The sequence below is a fragment of the Cellulomonas avistercoris genome (genome assembly GCF_014836445.1).
GTDB classification, from domain to species: domain Bacteria; phylum Actinomycetota; class Actinomycetes; order Actinomycetales; family Cellulomonadaceae; genus Cellulomonas; species Cellulomonas avistercoris.
Genome location: NZ_JACSQV010000019.1, coordinates 15,713 through 37,214 on the forward strand (window position 1 = coordinate 15,713; position 21,502 = coordinate 37,214).

Here is a 21,502-nt window from a genome sequence, read left to right on the forward strand (position 1 = left end):
GAGGATCAGCCCGTGCCCCCCATCTCGTTGCCCCGCCTCGCCGTCGTGCCCGACGTGCGTCTCGTCGCCGTCGACATGGACGGCTCGCTGCTCGACGACGCCAAGCGCATCGACCCGTCGTTCTGGCCGCTGCTCGACACGCTCGTCGCGCGCGGTGTCACGGTGTGCCCGGCCAGCGGCCGGCAGTACGCCACCCTGCGCCGTCAGCTCGGGCGGGACGACCTGGTGTACGTGGCGGAGAACGGTGCGCACGTGGTGCGTGACGGCGGCACGCTGGCCGTGCACGGCCTCGAGGCGGACGTGGCGCGCGACGTCGTGCGCGCGGTGCGCCGGGCGGCCGCCGCGGGCGCGGACGTGGGCGTCGTCGTCTGCGGGCTGCGCAGCGCGTACGTCGAGCGCGTCGACGCCGCGTTCGTGACGCAGTGCGAGCCGTACTACGCCCTCCTGGAGCAGGTGCCCGACCTCACGGCCGTGCAGGACACGGTGCTCAAGGTCGCGGTGTACGACTTCGGCCCGGCGGCGACCGGCGCGGGTCCGGCGCTCGCGCCGTTCGGCGGCGTGGCGCGGGTGCTCGTCAGCGGTGAGCACTGGGTGGACGTCATGAGCCCCGACGCCGACAAGGGCCACGCGCTGCGGGACGTGCAGCGCGCCCTGGGTGTCGGCCCGGAGCAGACCGTCGCGTTCGGCGACTACTTCAACGACGTCGGCATGCTCGAGGCCGCGCACTGGTCGTTCGCGATGGACAACGCGCATCCCGACGTCCGGGCGCGCGCCCGGTTCGTCGCACCGTCGAACAACGACAACGGCGTGGTGCGCACGCTGCGCGAGCTGCTGCGGCTGGGCTGAGCCCGCCGGACGCGCGGCGCGGTCAGGCCGTGCCGTCGAGCACGGGCGGCGGGGCCTGCAGGTCGATGGCCCGCAGCGTCACGGCGTGCTCGACGCCCACCAGGCGCCCCTGGGCAGCGGTGAGCGCGGGGATCAGCGCCGCCGGGGCCGGGTGCCAGGGCAGCAGCGCCAGGTACTCGCGGTGCGCCTCGAGCGACGCGATGCCGCGCTGCAGCGCCTCCCCGGTGACGTCGACGCCGTGCGTCGGGTGCGCGTCGCCCGCGACGAGCAGCCAGCGCACCGCGCACGGCTCGAGCCCGTCGGCCAGCAGCTCGGGGAAGACCCACCGGTTGCCGGCGTCGCGCACGGCGTCCGCGGCGGCCAGGCCGGCGGCGCGGTGGTCGGCCTGGTTGAGGCCGACCGGGGTCTCCTCGGCCCAGGTGGCCGTCAGCACGGCGTCGGGGCGGAACCGGCGGATCGTGGCGGCGATGTCGCGGCGCAGCCCGAGCCCGTACTGCAGCACGCCGTCCGGGTGCTCGAGGAAGTCGACCTGCGTGACGCCGACGGCGGCCGAGCCCGCGACCTGCTCGCGCACGCGCACCTCGGCCGTGCGGGCGGGGTCGGACGCGTCCATGCCGGCCTCGCCGCGCGTGAGCAGGAGGTAGGCGACCTCGACGCCGCGCGCGGTCCACGACGCGACCGCGGCGGAGGTCCCGTACTCCAGGTCGTCGGGGTGCGCGACGACGCACAGCACCCGCGTGAGCGCGTCGTCGGGCAGCAGGGGCAGACTCGTCGGCTCGGACATGGCCCCACGCTAGGGCGGGCGTCCGGCGGCGGCACGCCGACGGCGGCGGTCCGGCCCGCCCACCGGCGCCCGGCGTCAGCCGCGTGCGAGCGCGTCGTCGAAGGCCGCGAGCAGCGGCGGCGAGAACAGCACGAACCGGAGGGTCGTCAGCGTCGTCGCCGGGTGCGCGTCGACCCACGCGCGCGCGGCACCGACGGCGACCTCGGCCGCCTGGGCCGCGTCCCACCCGTAGACGCCGGCGCCGACGGCCGGCATCGCGATGCTCGTGGCCCCGAGCCCGTCGCTGACGTCGAGGCTCGCGGTGAAGCACGACGCGAGCAGCGCCGGGTCGCGCTCGCCGCGGTGGCGGTTCGGTCCGACGGTGTGGACGACCCAGCGCGCGGGCAGGTCGAACGCCGGCGTCGCGACCGCGTGCCCGACCGGCAGCCCGTCCGGCAGCGAGGTGCGCCGCAGCTCGCGGCACGCGGCCAGCAGCCGCGGACCGGCGGCGGCGTGGATCGCACCGTCGACACCGCCGCCGCCCAGCAGCGACGTGTTGGCGGCGTTGACGACGACGTCGACCTCCTGGCGCGTGATGTCCCCGAGCACGGTCGCGATCCCCATCCCGCCATCCTCCCCGGCGCACGCGGCCGACGCCCGCGCGACGGCCCGGGCCCGCGGCGACGGACCGGGCCGCGCAGCCGCCGCGGTCGGCACGCGGACGCGGGTGCGCGGTGCGCGTCCGACCGGGTGAACCCTGGCCCGGTGTCCACAGCCTGCGTCCACACCCCTGTGTCTGGCCGGTGAGTTCGCAGGTGGGCCTGTGGACGACGCTGTGGACGCAGCGGTGGACGACGACGACTCGGCAGGTCCCCTTGCGGCGGCCCGCGGACAGGGCTACAAGGGTGGTCGCCAGGTCGCCGATGGTCTCCCACCTGCACGGACGCACTCCCGCAGCGTGGCCCGGAGGGCGCGGGCGACGTCGCCTGCAGGCGCCCGGGCAGCGGTCCGGACGCCCGTGATGGACGGGAACGTCCTGTGGACGACGGTGCGGCGGCGAGCCGCTGCCAGCGCGCCCCGGAGAACTTGGACCGTCAACCCGCCGACCGCGAGGTCAGGGTGCCGGAGCCGACTCGACGAGGATCGTCACGGGCCCGTCGTTGACGAGCTCGACCGCCATGTCGGCGCCGAACCGGCCCGTCGCGACCTCGAGCCCGCGCTGCCGCAGCGCCGCGACGACGGCGTCGACCAGCGGCTCGGCGACCGCACCGGGTGCGGCCGCGTTCCACGTGGGGCGCCGCCCCTTGCGCACGTCGGCGTACAGCGTGAACTGGCTGACGACGAGCACGGGCGCCCCGACCTCGACCGCCGATCGCTCGTCGCGCAGGATCCGCAGCTCGGCGATCTTGCGCGCCACCAGCTCGACCTGCGCGGGGCCGTCCCCCGGCGTCACGCCGACCAGCGCGAGCAGGCCCGGCCGGTCGATCGCGCCCACGACCTCGCCGTCGACGCGCACCGCGGCACGCGTGACGCGCTGCACGACCGCCCTCATCGCCGCCGGCTCACGCGTCGGGGCCGAACGTCGCCCGCACCGCGCCGACCGGGTGCCCGTGCCCCAGCACCGGGGTGTCCCCCGCCGCCGCCACGAGCTCGGGCGGCACGCCCGCGAGCGCGAGCGCGGCGGCCAGCACCGCGGCGCGCGGCCGGCCGGAGCCGTCGAGGACCTTGAGCGCGACCGCGCCGCCGTCGGGGAGCCCGGCCGCGTACACGCCGTCGGCGCCGTCCTTGGCGACCAGCCCCGGCACGGCCGACATGAAGGCCGTGACGTCGCGGCCCGTCCCGCCGACGTGCCACGGGTGCGCGGCCATCGCGCGGCCCACGCGCGCCTCCGGGGACCCGTCGTCGTGGGCTGCGGCCGCGGCGACCGTGGCGAACGCCCGCGCGAGGCCCGTCAGCGTCGTGGACAGCAGCGGCGCGCCGCAGCCGTCGACGGTGACGTGCTCGACCGGCGCGCCCGTCAGCTCGACGGTGGCCGCGACCACGGCCTGCTGCAGCGGGTGCGCCGGGTCCAGGTACCCGTCCGTCGGCCAGCCCGCCGCGCGGCAGGTCGCGAGCATGCCCGCGTGCTTGCCGGAGCAGTTCTGCGTGAGCGGCTCGGGCCCGTGCCCCGCGGCGCGGCGCTGCCACGCGGCCTCGGGCGACAGCGGCCAGTCCGGCGTGTTGCGCAGGTCGTCCGCCGTGAGCCCCGCCGACGCGAGCAGCCGCTCGACGACCTCCAGGTGCCCGGGCTCCCCCGAGTGGCTCGCGCACACCAGCGCGAGGTCCGCACCGGTGGCCTCCAACCCGTGCCGGACCATCGCGACACCCTGCACGGGCTTGAGCGACGACCGCGGCCAGATCACCACGTCCGGGTCGCCGGACGCGTGCACCACGGAGCCGTCCGGCGCGAGCACGACGACGTGGCCCAGGTGCACGGACTCGACGAGGTCGCCGCGGTGCACGCGCGCGAGCGGCACCGCCCCGTCGGCGACGTCGGGGGCGCTCACCACCCGCCCCGCGACGGGCCGCCCCCGCGACGGCGCGTGTACGGCCCGACCGCGGGCCGCACGTCGACGAGGTACACGATCGCCGCGGCCGCGCTGACGAGCGCGAGGAACGACGGGAACGGCAGCCCGATGCCCAGCGGCGGCGGGATCGAGATGAACGCGACGACGGTGGCGGCCACGAGCACCCACGTCCAGAACTGGCGCGTGCGCTTGCCGGCGGAGACGAAGGCCGCGGCCGGACGGCGCAGGCAGTCGACGAGCGCCCACACCGACAGCACGAAGATCGTCACGTAGAAGACGAGGAAGAGCACGAACTGCAGCGACCCGATGATGCCCACCCCGTGAGCCTACGAGACGCACCCGGCGCGGTGCGGCTCCCGACGGCGTCAGAGCTCGGGCAGTGCGGCGCGCGCGTCGCCCGCGGGGGCGCCGGCGGCCTCGAGCAGGTCGACGACGAGCGAGCGCAGCAGCAGCACGAGCGACTGGGACTTCCAGTCGTCGGGCGCCAGGACGTACGGGTCGAGGGCCGTGGCGAGCTGCCGCAGCCGGTCGCGGGCCGGACGCGGGTCGTGCCCGGTGCCGATCGCCGTGGCCAGGTCCTCGGTCGCCTGCGCGGCGGACTCGACCACGTCGGCGAGGCCCGGTGCGACGTGGTCGTCCTCGACAGCGGCCACCGAGCGACGCGTCAGCACGCGCGCGTTGCGCATCGCGCGGTCGAGCAGCACCGACTCGTCCACGAGCCGGTCCAGCTCGGGACGGTGCCGCCGGTGCGCGGGGGCCAGCCGGACGAGCTCGGCGGCGGACCGGGCGGCGTCGCGCCACTCGTCGAGCGCCGGCTGCGACGCCCGGCCGGTCAGCAGCGCGGCCTCGACGTCCTCGACCGAGCCGCGCCGCAGGCCCCGGGCCAGCAGGTGCAGGACCGCGGCCAGCTCGAGGACGGCCGCCTGCGCGAGCGTGCGCGGGTGGCGCCGCGGGTCCGTGGGGGTGAGCAGCGCGAACGCGAGCGCCACGAGGCCCCCGACGACCGCGTCGATCCACCTGCCGAACGGCCCGCCGCCGATCTGCGGCAGCCCGACGATGACGATGGCCTGCACGCCCGCCTGCGTCGTGAGCATGGGCCCGCGGTCGAGGAACCGCCCGACCAGCGCCGACCCGGCCAGGACCAGGGCCATCTGCCACAGGCCGGAGCCGATGACGTGCACCACGAGGTCCCCGGCCGCGACGCCGATCGCGACACCGCCCGCGAGCTCCGTGACGCGACGCACGGACCGGTCGCGGGAGAACCCGAGCGCGAGCCACGCGGCGACGGGCGCGAAGAACGGCATCTCGTGGCCGAAGACGTACAGGCCGATGCCGTAGGCGAGGCCCGCGGCGACCGAGGCCTGCAGGATCAGCGCCCACGACGCGCGCACGCGCGCCCACCCGGCGCGCACGCGCGACCCGAGGTGCAGCTGCAGGCTCGCGCGCGCCGGCAGCGTGCCCCCCGCCCCCGCGGCAGAGGGCCCGCCGCCCACGGGTGTCACGCCCCGAGCATCGGGTGCTGGCCGAGCCCGCGGGTCAGCGGCCCGCGCGCGGCGGGACGGTCGGGCGTCACGCCCTCGCCGTCCACGACGACCTCCTGGCCGGCGGCGACCGCACCGCCGTCGCAGTCGACGAGCAGCACGGCGTCGGTGGGCACGGACCGCTTGACGACGGCCAGCGCGAGGGGGCCCAGCTCGTGGTGCCGCGCGACGGACGTCACGCGCCCCACCTGCCGCCCGGCCTCGGCCGCCTCGGCGCCACCGGCCGTGGGCGCGGCGGCGGCCGGCAGCCGCACGGCCGCCCCCACCTCGGGCACCAGGTGCCCGGAGCCGTCCAGGTGCAGCATGACGAGGCGGCGCGGCGGACGGCCCAGGTTGTGCACGCGCGCCACCGTCTCCTGCCCGCGGTAGCAGCCCTTGTTCAGGTGGACGGCGGTGCGCAGCCAGTCGAGCTCGTGCGGGATCGTGCGGTCGTCCACCTCGTGCGACGTGCGGGGGCGCCAGGCCTCGACGCGCATCGCCTCGGAGGCCCACGTGCCGACGAGCGGCCACCCGGCGGCCTGCCGCGTGCGCACCTCCTCGACGAGGCGCTCGCGCGGCACGAGCACGATCCGCCAGCGCCGGTCGGCACCGGGGTGCGCGTCGTCGGCGGCGCCGTAGCGCGTGCCGCCCGGGGCGGTCCGCGGCCACGGGTCGCGCCACGTCACGGGCTCCCCCTCGCCGCCCTCGGCGTCGACGGGCTCGGCGAGCGCCGCCCACGCGTCGGTGACGTCGGCGACCTCGACGCGCAGCGTGAACCGCATGCGGTCCAGCCAGGCGGCCAGCGCGGGCGCGGTCTCGGTCAGCAGCCACGCGGTCGTGCCGTCGTCGACGAGGCCCACGGCGTGCTCGACGTGCCCGTGGGGGTCGAGCACGAGCAGCTCGGTCGACGTGCGCGGCGGGAGCGCGGCGACGTCCTGCGTGGTCAGCGAGTGCAGCCACGTGAGGCGGTCGGGGCCGGTGACGGTCACGACGCCCAGGTACGACTGGTCGACGACCGCGCCGCCGCGGGCCAGGGCCCGCTGCTCGGCCGTCGGGTCGCCGTAGTGCCAGGCCACGCCCGCGTCGGGGCCGCCGGCGGCGACCGCGCCGTGCACCGCGAGCAGGGGGCTGCGGTGCCGCGGTGCCGCAGCTGCGGGCGCCGCGTCAGGTGCCGCGGCGTCGGGGGCGGTCGACACGTCGTCCGTCATGTCAGCCCTCCACGCGGCTGAGCCGCGCGGACGCGTACGACTGCATCGGCTGACCGAAGGCGGCGATGTCATGGGCCCACATGAGGTCGCCCTCGACCAGCCCGTAGAGGCGCTTGCCGGCGTTCACGGCGGCACCCGTCGCGGTGTGCGCGATGAGGTCGGACGCGAGGTCGACGCGGCCGTTGCCGACGGACCCCACGTACACGGCGACGTACCCGGCGGGGTCGGCGACGAGCAGCTCGACCGGGTGCTGGTCCGCCGTGAGCTCCGCGGGACGCTCGGGCGGCACGCGCCAGTACCCGGACTCGGTGGTCCACACAGGTGCGTCGGCGACGTCGGGCACGTCCTGCGGCGGTGCGTCGGGGTCCTGGTCGCCCGACGCCTCGAGCTCGATCGCCGCGGCGTCGTCGGGTGCGACGACGAGCCGGATGGTGGTGCGGTACGCGAGGTACGGACCGCCGTCGTGCGTGATCTCGAGCTCCTGGGTGAAGGCGCTCTCCTCGATCCCGGGGTAGCCCACGACGCCCTCGCCGCGCCAGCGGCCGACCAACCAGGCGAGCGGGTAGACCTCGGGCGCCAGGCCCTCGGGCAGCACGAACGGCACGGTGCCTCCTCGGTTCAGGTGCGTCGACGGCGCGCCGTCGTCCACGGGTGACGGGCGACCGACGGGGCGCCCGTGGGGCGCAGGTCGGCGCCCAGGGCTCAGCGCTGGCCCTTGTACAGCCGGTAGGCGACGAAGCCGGCGAACCACGTGATCGTCCCCGTGGCCAGCACCAGCAGACCGATGAAGAACCCCTCGAGCGCAGTCATGCACCGATCCTAACGACGAGCGGCGTCAGGATCGTCCCGGGCGGCGCGATCAGGCCGCGAAGACGCGCCCGGCGACGTACACCAGGACGCCGCTGACCGTGACGGGCAGCACGACGACGGCGAGCGAGGGCCAGGTCCGGGCGAGCGCCGGGAACCGGTCGAACAGCGCGTGCAGCGCGGCGACGAGGATGCCGACGCCCACTCCGAGCACCACGCCCGCGACGAGCTGCACGCCCGGCAGGGCCCACCCGACGAGCGCCCCGCCGCCCGTCGCGACCGCGAGGGTGATGAGGTAGACGAGCCAGGTGCGGCCGCGCAGCGCGACGGCCGCCGAGCCGAGCGCGAGGGCCACGGCCCCCGCGACGACCAGCTCCTTGCCGCCCTCGATCCGCGCGGTGGCGACCCACCCCGTGACGCACACGGCCAGGACCGTGCCCGCGACCGTGCCGGACACCGACTCCACGAGCCGCAGGCGGCCGTCGCGGCGCAGCAGCTCGTTGACGAACGCGAGCACCACCGACCCGGCGAAGACCAGGGCCATGTGCTGCAGGTACGGCTGCTCGGCCGTGAACGTGACCGCCGCGACCGATCCGATGCCCCCGAGGGCCACCACGGCGCCCGCCCCGGGGCTGAACGGCAGCCCCGCGAGCCCGGGCCAGCCGACGGCCAGGACGAGCACGAGCACCGCGCTCACGCCCGCGAGCGGCAGCACGCCGAGGTAGCCGGCGACGGCGACCACGGCGGCCAGCACGGCGGTGAGGACGGCGCGCGTCTCGACGCTCATCGCGCGTCCCGCCGACCGTACGGTCGCGTCATCGCCCGGTGGCGGCGGGTCGTCGGACGGTCGTCGTGGAGCACGCGGGCGATTCTCGCAGACCCGGCGCGGACGGCCGACCGACACCCGGACGGGGGAGCCTGCGTGGGCGGCGGCGCTGGCGCGCCGGACCACGCGGTAACGTGTGCCCACTCTCAGCCAGGAGGTGACAGGGTGGCGGATCTGCTGCTGCTCACGCCTGCGTCCGGGGGTTCGGCACAGGTGCTACCCGCCTTGGGGCTCCTGTCCCACCGGGTCAGGGTCCTCCCCGTCGAACCGTCCGCGCTCGTGGACGCCCCGGACGCGGACATCGTCGTGCTCGACGCACGCCGCGACCTCGTCACCGCACGCACCACGTGCCGCCTGCTGCGCGCCACCGGTCTGACCGTGCCGCTGGTGCTCGTGCTCACCGAGGGCGGCCTGACGGTCGTCACCGCCGAGTGGGGCGCGAACGACATCATCCTGGAGCACGCGACGCCGGCCGAGGTCGAGACGCGGTTCCGGCTCGTCATGGAGCACGCCGCGGCGTCGTCCTACGACGACGCGCCGCAGGAGATCTCGTCGGGCGAGCTGACGATCGACGCCGGCGGGTACACCGCCCGGCTGCGCGGCCGCCCGCTGGACCTCACGTACAAGGAGTTCGAGCTCCTCAAGTACCTCGTGCAGCACCCGGGACGCGTGTTCACGCGCGCCCAGCTGCTGCAGGAGGTCTGGGGCTACGACTACTACGGGGGCACGCGCACGGTCGACGTCCACGTGCGCCGGCTGCGCGCCAAGCTCGGCCCCGAGCACGAGCAGCTCATCGGCACGGTGCGCAACGTGGGCTACCGGTTCGACCCGCCCAAGGAGCGCCGCGCGGTCGACGAGCGCGCCGACGTCCCGGAGCCCGCGGGCACCTGACGCGACGCGCCGTCGGTGCGGGCACGGGTGGTGCGCCGCTCCGGCGCGCCTCCCGGCGGGCCCGACGCGGCCCGCGTCGGTAGGATCGACCCTCGGTGCGCCGGGAAGTCTGGTCGGCAACGACACACCCGACCCCTGGAGAGGTACGCCTGTGCCCACGTCACCGTCCGGCAGCCCGCAGCGCCCCACGCGCACCCTGTTCTCCGCCCTGAGCAAGGGCAGCGAGCGCAACCTCGCCGACACGCTGCGCGACGAGCGCACGGGCGGGCTGCTGCTGCTCGCCGGCGCGGTCGCCGCGCTCCTGTGGGCCAACCTCGCCCCCGACTCCTACCGGGCCGTCAGCGGGACCGTGGTCGGCCCCGCCGCGCTGCACCTGGACCTCGATCTCGCGCACTGGGCCGCCGACGGCCTGCTCGCGATCTTCTTCTTCGTGGTCGGGCTCGAGCTCAAGCGCGAGATCGTCGTCGGCGAGCTGCGGCACGTGGCGACGGCGGCGCTGCCCGCCGCCGCGGCGGTCGGCGGCATGGTCGTGCCCGCGGCGATCTACCTCGTCGTCAACACCACGATGGCCGGCGGTGCACCGCAGGGGTGGGCGGTGCCGACCGCGACCGACATCGCGTTCGCCGTGGGGGTCCTCGCGATCGTCGGGCGCGGCATCCCGGTCGCGCTGCGTGCCTTCCTGCTCACGCTCGCGGTCGTCGACGACCTGCTCGCGATCGTCATCATCGCGGTGGGCTTCACCGACACGGTGACGATCGGGCTGCTGGTCGGGTCGCTCGCGTGCGTCGCGGTCTTCGGGCTCGCGCTGCGGCGCGGCGTGCGCACGCCGTTCCTGCTGGTCCCGCTCGCGCTGGCGTCCTGGGCGCTGCTGCACGCGTCGGGCGTGCACGCGACGATCGCGGGCGTGCTGCTCGGGTTCACGGTGCCCGCGCTGCCGGGCTCGGCCTCGCGGGGCGCGTCGACGACCGACGAGCACGCCGACCACTCCCTCGCGGAGCGGTACGAGCACCTGTGGCGCCCCGTGTCCGCCGGGTTCGCCGTGCCCGTCTTCGCGCTGTTCGCGGCCGGCGTCACGGTCGACCTGACGACGATCGGCGCGACGTTCGCCGACCCCGTCGCGCTCGGGGTGGTCCTGGGGCTCGTGCTCGGCAAGCCGCTCGGCATCACGCTGGCGACGGTGCTGGTCGCACGGTTCACACGCGCGCGCCTGGCGCCCGGGCTGGGCTGGTGGGACGTCGTCGGCGTCGGCCTGCTCGGGGGCATCGGCTTCACGGTGTCGCTGCTGGTGGCCACGCTCGCGTTCGGTGCCGGGTCGGTCCACGACGAGCACGCGGTCGTCGGCGTCCTCGCGGCGTCCCTGCTCGCCGCGCTGGTCGGAGGCGCCGTGCTGTCGTGGCGCGGCCGCGTGCACACCGCACGAACCGCCACTGCCCTCCGGGGCACTCCGGGGACGGACGGCCCCCCGGCGGACCGCGACCCCGGAGCGACCCGGTAGGTTGCAACCGATGACCTCCGTCGACTCCGCGTCGCTCCTCATCGAGGGGCCCTGGCAGCACCGGTTCGTGACCGCCAACGGCGCCCGGTTCCACGTCGCCGTGGCGGGCGACCAGGACGCGCCGCTCGTGCTGCTGCTGCACGGCGTCCCGCAGCTGTGGTGGGCGTGGCGTCACCAGCTGCCGGTGCTCGCCGCCGCCGGCTACCGCGTCGCCGCGATGGACCTGCGCGGGACCGGGGGGTCGGACAAGCCCCCGCAGGGGTACGACGTGCCGACGCTCGCGGCCGACGTGGCCGGCGTCGTGCGCTCGCTCGGCGCGGGCTCCGCGGTCGTCGTCGGCTCGGGGACCGGCGGTGACGTCGCGTGGGCGACCGCCGCGTACCACCCGGAGGTCGTGCGGGCGCTGGGCGTGCTGGGGGCGCCGCACCCGCTGGACGCCCTGGCGATCCCGCGCACGCCGCCCGGCCCCGCCGCGGCGGCGGTGCTCGCGTACGCGCAGCTGCCGTCCCTGCCGGAGCGGTCGATGGTGCGCGGGGACCTCGTGGACCGCATGCTCACGCACTGGGGCGGCGTCCCCGGGCTGCCGGGGCGCGAGGCGTCAGCGACGTACCGCCGCGCCGTGCGCGTGCCGTTCGCGGCGCACAGCCAGCTGGAGCTGCTGCGATGGCTGGTGCGCTCGACTCCCCGTCCGGACGGCCGCCGGTACCGCGCGGTGCTGCGGGCCGCGCGTCCGGTGCCCGTGCTGCAGGTGCACGGCCTGCGCGACGGGCTGCGCCCCGCGTCGTCGGCCGCGCTGCGCTCGACGACGGCCGCGCGGCCGTACCGCCTGGAGCTGGTGCACGCCGCCGGGCACTACCTGACGGACCAGGCGCCGGGCCTGGTGGGCGAGCTGCTCGTGGACTGGCTGACCGAGGTCGACGCCCTCAGCCCTTGAGCATCGCCGCGGCCTTGATGGGGTCCGTCTCACCGATGCCGGCCGACGGGCACAGCGCCGCGACCGGGCACGCGCCGCACGCGGGCCGCCGGGCGAAGCACGTGCGCCGCCCGTGGAAGATCAGCCGGTGCGACGCCATCGTCCACTCGCGCCGCTCCAGGAGCGCCCCGAGCTCGGCCTCGATGACGACCGGGTCCTCGCTCGTGGTGTAGCCCAGGCGCTGGGACAGCCGCTGCACGTGCGTGTCGACCGCGATCCCGGGGACGCCGAACGCGTTGCCGAGCACGACGTTGGCGGTCTTGCGGCCCACGCCCGGCAGCGTCACCAGGTCCTCGAGCCGGCGCGGCACCTGCCCGCCGAAGCGCTCCACGAGGGCGGCGCCGATCCCGACGACGGCCTGCGCCTTGGCACGGTAGAAGCCGACGGGGTGCAGCACGTCCTCGAGGTCCCGCAGGTCCGCACCGGCCATCGCGGCGGCGTCCGGCCACCGGTCGAAGACCTCGGGCGTCGTGGCGTTCACGCGGACGTCCGTGGTCTGCGCGGACAGCACCGTCGCGATCAGCAGCTCCAGCGGGTTCCGGAAGTCCAGCTCGCAGCGCGCGTCGGGGTACCGCTCGGTCAGCAGCCGGTCGACGCGTCGGGCGCGTCGTGTCCGGGCGAGCTGGCTCTCCTGCACAGGTGCGTCCACGCGCTGAGCCTACGTGGCGCAGGCCACACTCCCGGCCGGGCGCCTGGTGCGGACCGCACACCGAGGCGGCGCGCGTTGCTCCTGGTGGGTGAACAGACCGTCAGGATCGTCGCGGAACGGTCAAGTGCGCGGCGCTGCGGGCCGACTCCCTGGACGTGACGTCGACCGGCGAACCCCTGCACGACCTGCGGCTCGAGCGCCGGGCGCTGCGTGCCGAGCGCGACCGGGTCGGCTGGTGGCGACGCGTCGTGCGGGCACGCATGGACCTCGCGGTCGCGGGTGCCGCCGGGCCCGGTCCGCTCGGCGAGGACGTCGCCTTCGTCCTGCCGCTCGAGGTGTCCCTGCAGGTGCCGCGGCCGGGCGAGCTGCACGAGGCGCTGCCCGACGGCGACGTGGGCCACGAGGTCGGCCGGCTCACGGCGCTGCGCGCGCTCGACCAGCGGCTGGCCACCTACGAGGCCGGTGTCGCCGAGGCGCTCGAGCGCGCGACCGGGCGCCTCGTGGCCCGCCTGGCCGACGACCCGGCAGCCGCGCTGCGCCCGCGGACCGCCGTCGCCGACAGCGTCTGACGCCCCCGAAGGGCGTTCCGGGCCCCCGATCTCGCGCCCTGCACCCCTCGACGGCCCGTGCCGACGCGCGCCGTCCCCCGGATGGGGCAGACTGGCAGACGAGCGTCCGGCCCCGCTGCCGGACAGGACGCGGCCCGCGCGCGATCGCGGGAAGAGGGGAAGGAACCGCCGTGGCGGAGGACATCGTGCTGACGGCGCCGCTGTTCGCGGGCATGGACGAGGAGTCGTCCCGGGCACTCATCGACTCGATGAAGGTGCTCGACGTCTCGCGAGGCGACGTCCTGTTCCACGAGGGCGAGCCGGGTGACCGGCTCTACCTGGTGCGTGACGGCAAGATCAAGCTGGGGCGCCGGTCCAACGACGGGCGCGAGAACCTCCTGGCCGTGCTCGGCCCGGGTGAGATGTTCGGCGAGCTGTCGCTGTTCGATCCCGGCCCCCGCACCGCCACCGCGACGGTCGTCGCGGACGCCGTCGTGCTCGAGCTGGGCCACCGTGACCTCATCACGTGGCTCGCGGACAAGCCCACGGTCGCCGAGCACCTGCTCCAGGCGCTCGCGCGGCGGCTGCGCCGCACCAACGAGGCTCTGGCGGACCTGGTCTTCTCCGACGTGCCCGGCCGCGTCGCCAAGGCGCTGCTCGACCTGTCGACCCGCTTCGGCCAGCAGGTCGACGAGGGGATCCGCGTGGCCCACGACCTGACGCAGGAGGAGCTCGCGCAGCTCGTCGGCGCGTCGCGCGAGACGGTCAACAAGGCGCTCGCCGACTTCGCCGCCCGCGGCTGGGTGCGGCGCGAGGGCCGCGCGGTCGTGCTGCTCGACGTCGACCGCCTGGAGCGGCGCGCACGCTGAGCGCGCGGGGCCGGCCGCGACGGCCGGCCCCCGGCGTCAGTCCGGCGGGTCAGTCCGTCTCGACGACGATCTCGATCTCGACGGGCGAGTCCAGCGGCAGCACCGCGACGCCCACGGCGGAGCGTGCGTGGATGCCCACGTCCCCGAAGACCTCGTGCAGCAGCAGGCTCGTGCCGTTGACGACGGCCGGCTGCCCGGTGAACGCGGCGTCGCTCGCGACGAAACCGACGACCTTGACGACGCGGCGCACGCGGTCGAGCGCGCGCGCGGGGTCGCCGTCCGGGCCCTCGGCGGCGAGGAGCGCGCCCACGGCCGCCAGCGCGTTGAGCCCGGCCGTGCGCGCGAGCGCGACGGCCGTCTCGACGTCGACCTCGGCACCGACCTTGCCCGTCACCGGCAGGGCACCCGCCACGAAGGGCAGCTGCCCGGAGGTCCAGACGTGGGAGCCGCTGCGCACGGCCGGCACGTAGGCGGCCAGGGGCGCCGCGACGCCGGGGAGGGTCAGGCCCAGCTCGGCCAGGCGCGCCGCGACGCGGCCCTCACCCGCGCTCACGCGACCGGCTTGGGCCGCTTGAGGTAGGCCACGAGCCCGGCGTCGGGACCCTGGATCACGGTCACCAGCTCCCAGCCGTCCGACCCCCACTGGTCGAGGATCGCCTTGGTGGCATGGATGATGAGCGGAACGGTCGCGTACTCCCACTGGGTCGCCATGCGCCCACCCTAGTGGCGGGCCCGACCGGTGGAAGCGCTCACACGGCCCCCGCGAGAGCGACGAGCGTCGGGCCCGTGCCGACGAGCTCGGCGCGCCACGACACGACGTCGGGACGGCGGCGCAGCAGCGCCCGCCGCTCGCGCTCGGTCATGCCGCCCCAGACGCCGAAGTCGGCGCGGCTGTCGAGCGCGTCGGCCAGGCAGTCGAGCCGCACCGGGCAGCCCTGGCACACGGAGCGCGCCTCGCGCTGCGCGGCGCCCTCGACGAACAGCGCGTCGGGCGCCTGCTTGCCCTGGCCGCAGGACGCCATCGCCGTCCAGTGCCCCTCGTACCCCTGTGCCCCCAGGCCTGCCACGTGTTCCTCCGCGTGTCTCTCCCAGCGTGTCGCCGCCGTGACGGTATCGGCACGGAGGACGTCCTGACGAGACCCCGGACGGGTCTTTTCCGCCGAACGGCCCCACCGGGCGTGTGCAGGTCGCGTGGAGGACCCGCACAGGGCCGCCCGGGGCCTCCCCCGGCGAGGACCGCCCGGGTAACCTGGCGGGCATGCCGACCCCTGCCCGCGCGCGCGGACGCAGGGTCAGTGCCGCCCAGGCGTTGGCCCTGCTGCTCTCCTTCTGCCTCGTCGCCGGGATCGGTGGCGTCCTCGCCGCCGGCCTGGTCCTGCCCGGCGTCGCCGTCGCCAACGGCCTCACGGGCATGACCGTGACCGCGTTCGACGACCTGCCGAGCGAGCTCGAGCAGAAGCCACTGCCGGAGAAGTCCGAGATCCTCGCGGCCGACGGCACGCTGCTCGCGACGTTCTACGCCCAGAACCGTGTCGTCGTCCCGCTCTCCGAGATCGCGCCGATCATGCAGCAGGCGGTCATCGCGGTCGAGGACCGGCGGTTCTACAAGCACTCGGGAGTCGACCCCGCGAGCATGCTGCGCGCCGCGGTCTCGAGCGGGCTGGGCGACAAGCAGGGCGCGTCGACGCTGACGCAGCAGTACGTCAAGAACGTCTTCCTCGACGCCGCCGAGCAGGTCGAGGACCCGCAGGAGCGCCTCCGGCTGCGCGCCGAGGCCAAGGTCAACAAGGGCCCCGAGGGCATCGCACGCAAGCTGCGCGAGGCGAAGATCGCCATCACGCTCGAGAAGACGATGTCCAAGGACGAGATCCTCGAGAAGTACCTCAACATCGCCGCGTTCGGCGCGTCGGTGTACGGGGTCGAGTCCGCTGCCCAGTACTTCTTCAGCACGTCCGCGAAGGACCTCAACTACCTCCAGGCCGCGACCATCGCCGGCATCACGCAGTCGCCGACGCGCTGGGACCCGGTGGGCCCCGCGGACGAGACGCCGGAGGAGGACACCGCCCGGTACGCGGACTCCAAGGGACGTCGCGACCAGGTGCTGGGTGACATGCACGAGCTGGGCTACATCACCGACGAGGAGCTGCGGGTCGGCCTCGAGACGCCCGTCGAGGCCACGCTCGCCGTCTCCAAGCTGAGCCAGGGCTGCATGAGCGCGAACGACACCGTCGCCGGGGCCGGGTTCTTCTGCGACTACGTCACCAAGGTCATCACCAACGACCCCGCGTTCGGCGAGACGGCGCGGATCCGCACCAACCTGCTGTACAAGGGCGGGCTCACCATCACCACGACGCTCCAGCCGGGCGAGCAGGCCGTCGCCGACGCCGAGGTCAAGAACGGCGTCCCGGTCGACGACCCCTCGACGGTCGCGAGCGCGGTCGTCTCGGTCAAGCCCGGGACGGGCGAGATCACCGCGATGGCGCAGAACCGCGTGTACTCGGCCCTTGAGCAGCAGAACCCGGGTGAGACGTCGGTCAACTTCAACACCAGCTACCGCTACGGCGGGTCCGGAGGATTCCCCCCGGGTTCGACGTTCAAGGTGTTCACGCTGCTCGAGTGGCTCAAGAGCGGTCACGCGCTGCAGGAGACGGTCAACGGCACGCGCCTGAAGTACAACACCAACGAGTTCACCGCGTCGTGCGTCGGCAGGCTGGCGAGCGAGCAGTTCCCCTTCGGCAACTCCGAGGGCGGCCGCGCCATCCCGCAGAGCGTGCTCGACGCGACGAAGAACTCGGTCAACTCGGCCTACATCGCGATGGCGTCCCAGCTCGACCTGTGCGCGATCATGCAGGGCGCGGCGGACCTCGGGGTGACGAAGGCCGGCGACCCCAACCAGACGGACGGGCGGGGCAACCCGCTGGGTGGCGTGCCGTTCGACCCGTACCCGGCGGTCGTCCTCGGGACGGACTCGACCTCGCCGCTGCAGATGGCCGCCGCCTACGCGACGTTCGCGTCCGGCGGCACCTACTGCAAGCCGATCGCGATCACCAAGGTCGTCGACTCCCTGGGCGTCGAGCACCCCGTTCCCAGTGCCGACTGCCAGGCCGGTGCGCTCGACCCCAAGTACGCGTCCGCCATGAACTACGCGCTGGGTAACGTGTGGACCGGGACGGCGAAGTCCGTGGGCGCTCCCCCGTTCCCCTCGGCGGGCAAGACGGGAACGACGTCGAACAACGAGCACAACTGGTTCGTCGGCTACACGCCGCTGCGGTCCACGGCCGTGTGGGTCGGCTACAGCGACGGCATGCGGACGATGAACAAGGCCGTCATCAACGGCAAGAGGTACACCTCCGGCCCGTACGGCTCGTCGATCGCCGCACCGACGTGGAAGCGGTACATGACGCAGATCCTCGCGAACAGCGACAACCAGGGCTTCACCGCACCCGCCGACCGTGAGATCAACGGCGAGCGCGTGGGCGTGCCGTCCGTCGTGGGGCAGAACGAGCAGCGGGCGCGCGAGATCCTCGAGGGTGCCGGCTTCCGGGTCTCCGTCGCCGGTGACCGCGTGCCGTCGTCCTACCCGGACGGGACCGTCGCCGAGCAGTCGGCGTCGACGGCCACGAAGGGCGCGTCGATCACGCTGAAGCTGTCCAACGGCCAGCAGCAGCAGCCGCCGCAGCAGCCTGGGCCGGGCAACTTCCCGGGGCCGGGGCAGGGGAACAACCAGGGCGGCCCGCCCAACCCACCCGGACCGCGCGGCTGATCGCATGACCTCCACCTCCCCCGGGGCCCCCCCCGCGGGGCGCACCGTCGGCGGCCTGGCCCTCGCCGGTGCCGCGGCGCTCGCGTGGGCCTCCCTCGTCGAGGTCCGCTGGTACGCGCTGCGCGAGGTCACGGTCCCCGTGCTGCCGCCCGGTCAGGATCCCCTGCGGGTCCTGCATGTCTCCGACCTGCACCTGACGCCCGGTCAGCGCCGCAAGATCGACTGGGTCCGCGACCTGGCGACGCTCGACCCGCACCTCGTCGTCGACACGGGCGACAACTGGGCGCACCTCGACGCGATGCCGGGGCTGCTGCGGGCGCTCGAGCCGCTGCTGACCGTGCCCGGCGCGTTCGTCCTGGGGTCCAACGACTACCTGGGCCCCGGCTTCAGGAACCCTGCGCGCTACCTGCTCCCGGACGCGCGCCGCGCGCCGGCCCGCCCCCCGGTGGCGCTGCCGTGGCGCGAGCTGGTCGCACGGCTCACGTCGGCGGGCTGGGTCGACCTGTCCAACCGGCGCGACGCCCTCGAGGTCGACGGGCGCCGCCTGTCGCTCGTCGGCACCGACGACGCGCACCTGGACCGCGACGAGATGCCCCCCGCCGGCGGCGCCGACGACGTCCGCACGTCCGACGGCCGCTCCCCCGCGGTCGACCTGCACCTGGGCGTCACGCACGCCCCCTACCGGCGCGTGCTCGACGCGATGCACGCCGACGGCGTCGACCTGACGATCGCCGGCCACACGCACGGTGGCCAGCTCGCCATCCCGGGGTTCGGTGCCCTGACGACCAACTGCGACCTCGACCTGAGCCGCGCCAAGGGCCTGCACGGCTGGCCGGGCGCCCGCCCGGACCGCGTGGACGGCGCCGGGTCGTCGTGGCTGCACGTCTCCGCGGGGCTGGGGACGTCGCCGTACGCGCCCGTGCGCTTCGCGTGCCGGCCCGAGGCGACGCTCCTCACACTCGTCTCGCCGTAACGCATTTCGTCTCCGGCTACCTCGTCCGCTATCCTTACCAGGCTCCACGGGGTGTGGCGCAGCTTGGTAGCGCGCTTCGTTCGGGACGAAGAGGTCGTGGGTTCGAATCCCGCCACCCCGACAGGTCGAAGGCCCCTGATCAGCAGAGATGCGGATCAGGGGCCTTCGTCGTGCGTGGAGCGCGGAGCGGGTGGAGGGCGGAGCGGTCAGCGCTCCGGCGTGCGGACCTCGTCCTGGAGGCGGTGACGCTCGTCGTGGATCTCGGCGCCGGCCGCGACGAGGGCGGACTCGTGCGCGCGGAAGTGGTGACCGCAGAAGAGCAGGACGCCACCGGCACCGGGCAGGGTCGCGCGGGCGAAGGCCTGCGCACCGCAGCGGTCGCAGCGGTCCTGACGGGTGAGCTCGGCGGTGGCATGGGACATCGTGGCAACGGTCATGTGGTGCGGTCCTCGTCTCGTCGTCCGGTGCTGGAGAACCCCGACGACCTCGGGGTGCGGACACCCGTACGAACGGCGGCGGGTGCACGCGTGTTCCGGATCGGGTGTTCGCCCGTACCGAACACGCATCGGGCTCCGTCAGGCGCGCGCGGCGCGTGCGCGGCGACGCCGGCCGGCGCCGGAGACCAGGGCGACGACGCCCACGCCCGCGGCCGTCCCGAGCAGCACCAGGAGCGCCCCGACCAGCCAGAGCCCGGACTCGTCGCGCGGCGCCTGGGTGGCCACCCAGGCGGCCGTGAAGGCCACGGCGACCGTGGCCACGGCGCGTCGGCCGCCGAGCGCGCGCACCGCCGTCACCGTCACGGCCACGAGGCTGACGACGCAGCCCACGACCTGCCACGCCTCGTAGGGTCCGGTGACGTCGCCGGTCACCGGGTCCGTCCGGTACTGGGTGTCCCACCCCAGCCACGCGAACCAGCAGGCGGCGGTCAGGACGACCACCAGGGCGTACCGGACCGCGGCGCGTCCGGGACGTGCGGCGGGGCCTGTCGGTGTCGTGGTCACGCCGCGGAGTCTGGCAGACCGGCCCGGCCCCCGGGGGGGGGGCGGGCCCCGGGTCTCTTCTCGTCAGCCCTGGCCCTGCTGCTGCTGCAGCCACTCCCAGAACTGGTCGGGCGTCATGCCGCCCGGCATCGTGCCCTGGCCGTCGTCCTGGCCCTGGTCACCCTGGCCCTGGTCACCCTGGCCCTGGTCACCCTGGCCCGGCTGCTGGCCGGTCGAGGTGTCGTCGGGCCGCGTCGCGAGCGTGACGTCCAGCTCGATCGCCTTGCCGTCGCGCACGACGGTCAGCGTCGCGTCGTCACCCGAGGCCATCGCGCGGACGAACGCGGTGAGCGACTCGGCGCCGCCGACCGGCTCGTCGCCGATCGCGACGATCACATCGCCCGGCTGCACGCCGGCCTGCGCGGCGGGCGAGCCCTCGGTGACGGACTCGACCACGGCGCCGCGGCGCGTGATGCCGTCGGCCGTGGCGGTGCCGTCGGAGAGCGTGACCCCGAGGAAGGCGTGCTCGGCCTGCCCGTCGTCGATGAGCTGGTCCGCGATGGTCTTGGCGAGGTTCACGGGGATCGCGAAGCCCAGACCGATGGACCCGGACTGCTGGCTCAGCGTGGCGATCGACGACGTGATGCCGATGACCCGGCCGCTCGCGTCGAACAGCGGACCACCCGAGTTGCCGGGGTTGATCGCGGCGTCGACCTGGATCGCGTTGGTCACGGCGCCGGTGCCGCCGTTCTCGCCCTGCGTGGAGACCGGACGGTCGACCGCCGAGACGATGCCGGTGGTCACGGTGTTGGCCAGGCCCAGGGGGTTGCCGACGGCCATGACGGGCTCGCCCACGGTCACGTCGTCGGAGTTGCCGAGGGCCGCGGCCTCCAGGTCGTCCGGGGCGTCGAGGAGCTGCACGACCGCGAGGTCCGTGCTGGCGTCGGTGCCGACAACCTCGCCCTCGAGGATCCGCCCGTCGGTGAGCGTCACCTGGACGTTGCCCTGCGCACCGGAGACCACGTGGTCGTTGGTCAGCACGAGCCCGGAGTCGTCGATGATGACGCCCGAGCCCTGACCGCCACCGGCCTGCGTCTGCACCTCGATCGCGACGACGGACGCCTGCACGGCGGCCGCGACGCGCTGCCAGTTCGGGTCCTGCGCGCTCGACCCCGCGACGGGGACCTCGTCGTTCTCGGAGCGCCCGAGGTCCGTCAGCGACGCGACGCGGTCCGACGAGCCGGAGCCGTCGCCGTCCAGCAGGCCGAGGGTCGCGACCGAGCCGCCACCGACGAGCAGCCCCACGACCGCGGCGGACGCGATCCACGCCCAGGCGCGCGAGCTCGTGCGGCGCTCGGGCGCGGGCGGCGCCCCCCACGGGTCGGCCGGCGGCACGGCACCCGGCGGCGTCTGACCGGGGCCGGACGCGGCGGCACCGAACGCGGCGCCGGGCGCGTGGCCGGTCGACCCCTGGCCGGTCGGGGTCCCACCGCCGACGCCTGCGGCGACGGGCTGCCGGGCGGCCCGCTGGGACGCCTCGTAGCGGGCCCACTGCTGGGCGGGCGTCTCACGCGGCGCGGCCTGCGCGGACGGACCGCCCGCGCCGGAAGGCTGGTGAGCAGGGGCTGCGGGCAGCGGCTCGGTGACACCGTCTGCGGGCAGCTGGGGGGTGGCGTCGGCGTCGGACCCGGAGATGGGCCCGGAGCGCCGCGGCTCGGGAGTGGTGGTCATGGCTGCCTCCTTGTCGACTCCCATCACACCCCCTCGTGCTGGGATCGGCCTCTCAGGGACCTGGGAGTTTCCTGTGGAGTGCGCGGCAGCGGC

Annotated in this window: 24 protein-coding genes and 1 tRNA gene; 9 read left to right on the forward strand and 16 right to left on the reverse strand. The window is 75.4% G+C overall.

Translation table 11 applies throughout. The features are described 5' to 3' along the window. Nucleotides 1–12: 12 nt before the first annotated feature. Nucleotides 13–846, forward strand: coding sequence for a Cof-type HAD-IIB family hydrolase (locus H9657_RS17240; protein ID WP_318241570.1), 834 nt, complete (start codon nt 13–15; stop codon nt 844–846). A 22-nt stretch (nt 847–868) separates the two neighbouring features. Here the strand turns inward: H9657_RS17240 and H9657_RS17245 are convergent, their stop codons facing one another. From H9657_RS17245 to H9657_RS17285, 9 genes are all read right to left on the reverse strand, one after another. Continuing rightward, the gene (locus tag H9657_RS17245; protein ID WP_191784667.1) at nt 869–1,630 is read right to left on the reverse strand and encodes a PIG-L deacetylase family protein; all 762 of its coding nucleotides are present in this window, start codon (nt 1,628–1,630) and stop codon (nt 869–871) included. 75 nt (nt 1,631–1,705) lie between these two features. Continuing rightward, nucleotides 1,706–2,233 (reverse strand): O-acetyl-ADP-ribose deacetylase, encoded by a 528-nt coding sequence (locus H9657_RS17250; RefSeq protein ID WP_191784668.1) that lies wholly within the window; start codon nt 2,231–2,233, stop codon nt 1,706–1,708. Between the two features lie 490 nt (nt 2,234–2,723). Then, the gene (gene dtd, locus H9657_RS17255) at nt 2,724–3,161 is read right to left on the reverse strand and encodes a D-aminoacyl-tRNA deacylase (protein WP_191784669.1); all 438 of its coding nucleotides are present in this window, start codon (nt 3,159–3,161) and stop codon (nt 2,724–2,726) included. A gap of 10 nt (nt 3,162–3,171) precedes the next feature. Next, entirely contained in the window at nt 3,172–4,155 is a 984-nt protein-coding gene (locus H9657_RS17260; protein ID WP_191784670.1) for an asparaginase, read from the reverse strand. Further along, entirely contained in the window at nt 4,152–4,493 is a 342-nt protein-coding gene (locus H9657_RS17265; RefSeq protein ID WP_191784671.1) for a DUF2516 family protein, read from the reverse strand. Before H9657_RS17265 ends, H9657_RS17260 begins: the two co-directional genes overlap by 4 nt. Before the next feature lie 48 nt (nt 4,494–4,541). Then, nucleotides 4,542–5,678, reverse strand: a complete 1,137-nt coding sequence (locus H9657_RS17270) for an FUSC family protein (protein WP_318241571.1) — start codon at nt 5,676–5,678, stop codon at nt 4,542–4,544. Then, entirely contained in the window at nt 5,675–6,904 is a 1,230-nt protein-coding gene (gene ygfZ, locus H9657_RS17275; RefSeq protein WP_225215560.1) for a CAF17-like 4Fe-4S cluster assembly/insertion protein YgfZ, read from the reverse strand. Before ygfZ ends, H9657_RS17270 begins: the two co-directional genes overlap by 4 nt. Before the next feature lies 1 nt (nt 6,905). Then, complete coding sequence (locus H9657_RS17280) at nt 6,906–7,508, reverse strand: FABP family protein (RefSeq protein ID WP_191784672.1); 603 nt, start codon at nt 7,506–7,508, stop codon at nt 6,906–6,908. Between the two features lie 255 nt (nt 7,509–7,763). Then, nucleotides 7,764–8,498, reverse strand: coding sequence for a hypothetical protein (locus H9657_RS17285; RefSeq protein ID WP_191784673.1), 735 nt, complete (start codon nt 8,496–8,498; stop codon nt 7,764–7,766). 204 nt (nt 8,499–8,702) lie between these two features. Between H9657_RS17285 and H9657_RS17290 the strand changes: the two genes are divergently transcribed. The 3 genes from H9657_RS17290 to H9657_RS17300 all read left to right on the forward strand — a co-directional run bounded on the left by H9657_RS17290 (nt 8,703) and on the right by H9657_RS17300 (nt 11,857). Further along, a complete protein-coding gene (locus H9657_RS17290) occupies nt 8,703–9,428 on the forward strand; it encodes a winged helix-turn-helix transcriptional regulator (protein ID WP_191784674.1) in 726 nt (241 codons plus the stop codon). Between the two features lie 151 nt (nt 9,429–9,579). Next, entirely contained in the window at nt 9,580–10,923 is a 1,344-nt protein-coding gene (nhaA, locus tag H9657_RS17295) for a Na+/H+ antiporter NhaA (RefSeq protein ID WP_191784675.1), read from the forward strand. A gap of 10 nt (nt 10,924–10,933) precedes the next feature. Continuing rightward, nucleotides 10,934–11,857: an alpha/beta fold hydrolase gene (locus H9657_RS17300; RefSeq protein ID WP_191784676.1), complete on the forward strand. Its 924-nt coding sequence runs from the start codon at nt 10,934–10,936 to the stop codon at nt 11,855–11,857. On the opposite strand, the gene nth is transcribed toward H9657_RS17300, so the two are convergent. Then, nucleotides 11,847–12,545, reverse strand: coding sequence for an endonuclease III (nth, locus tag H9657_RS17305; RefSeq protein WP_318241572.1), 699 nt, complete (start codon nt 12,543–12,545; stop codon nt 11,847–11,849). The two genes, H9657_RS17300 and nth, sit on opposite strands and share 11 nt — an antisense overlap. A gap of 155 nt (nt 12,546–12,700) precedes the next feature. Between nth and H9657_RS17310 the strand changes: the two genes are divergently transcribed. Next, on the forward strand, nt 12,701–13,114 hold the full coding sequence (locus H9657_RS17310) for a hypothetical protein (RefSeq protein ID WP_191784677.1): 414 nt from the start codon (nt 12,701–12,703) through the stop codon (nt 13,112–13,114). 170 nt (nt 13,115–13,284) lie between these two features. After that, nucleotides 13,285–13,962 (forward strand): Crp/Fnr family transcriptional regulator, encoded by a 678-nt coding sequence (locus H9657_RS17315; RefSeq protein WP_318241573.1) that lies wholly within the window; start codon nt 13,285–13,287, stop codon nt 13,960–13,962. 49 nt (nt 13,963–14,011) lie between these two features. Here the strand turns inward: H9657_RS17315 and H9657_RS17320 are convergent, their stop codons facing one another. The 3 genes from H9657_RS17320 to H9657_RS17330 are packed head-to-tail and all read right to left on the reverse strand — an operon-like array spanning nt 14,012 to nt 14,984. After that, nucleotides 14,012–14,515, reverse strand: coding sequence for a RidA family protein (locus H9657_RS17320; RefSeq protein WP_191784678.1), 504 nt, complete (start codon nt 14,513–14,515; stop codon nt 14,012–14,014). Then, complete coding sequence (locus H9657_RS17325; RefSeq protein WP_191784679.1) at nt 14,512–14,673, reverse strand: hypothetical protein; 162 nt, start codon at nt 14,671–14,673, stop codon at nt 14,512–14,514. The genes H9657_RS17320 and H9657_RS17325 overlap by 4 nt, the downstream gene beginning before the upstream one ends. A 38-nt stretch (nt 14,674–14,711) precedes the next feature. Beyond that, entirely contained in the window at nt 14,712–14,984 is a 273-nt protein-coding gene (locus H9657_RS17330; RefSeq protein WP_191784717.1) for a WhiB family transcriptional regulator, read from the reverse strand. 236 nt (nt 14,985–15,220) lie between these two features. On the opposite strand from H9657_RS17330, the gene H9657_RS17335 reads away from it, so the two are divergent. The 3 genes from H9657_RS17335 to H9657_RS17345 all read left to right on the forward strand — a co-directional run bounded on the left by H9657_RS17335 (nt 15,221) and on the right by H9657_RS17345 (nt 18,819). Further along, complete coding sequence (locus H9657_RS17335; protein ID WP_191784680.1) at nt 15,221–17,725, forward strand: transglycosylase domain-containing protein; 2,505 nt, start codon at nt 15,221–15,223, stop codon at nt 17,723–17,725. Nucleotides 17,726–17,729: 4 nt separating this feature from the next. Continuing rightward, nucleotides 17,730–18,698, forward strand: coding sequence for a metallophosphoesterase (locus H9657_RS17340; protein ID WP_191784681.1), 969 nt, complete (start codon nt 17,730–17,732; stop codon nt 18,696–18,698). A 47-nt stretch (nt 18,699–18,745) separates the two neighbouring features. Further along, a tRNA-Pro gene (locus H9657_RS17345) sits at nt 18,746–18,819 on the forward strand. 85 nt (nt 18,820–18,904) lie between these two features. Here H9657_RS17345 and H9657_RS17350 read toward each other — a convergent pair. The 3 genes from H9657_RS17350 to H9657_RS17360 all read right to left on the reverse strand — a co-directional run bounded on the left by H9657_RS17350 (nt 18,905) and on the right by H9657_RS17360 (nt 21,409). After that, nucleotides 18,905–19,120 carry a DUF7455 domain-containing protein gene (locus H9657_RS17350; protein ID WP_225215561.1) on the reverse strand — a complete coding sequence of 72 codons (216 nt, stop codon included), beginning with the start codon at nt 19,118–19,120 and terminating at the stop codon, nt 18,905–18,907. Nucleotides 19,121–19,273: 153 nt separating this feature from the next. Next, complete coding sequence (locus H9657_RS17355; RefSeq protein WP_318241574.1) at nt 19,274–19,699, reverse strand: hypothetical protein; 426 nt, start codon at nt 19,697–19,699, stop codon at nt 19,274–19,276. 63 nt (nt 19,700–19,762) lie between these two features. Further along, nucleotides 19,763–21,409: a S1C family serine protease gene (locus H9657_RS17360; protein WP_225215562.1), complete on the reverse strand. Its 1,647-nt coding sequence runs from the start codon at nt 21,407–21,409 to the stop codon at nt 19,763–19,765. Nucleotides 21,410–21,502: the final 93 nt, after the last annotated feature.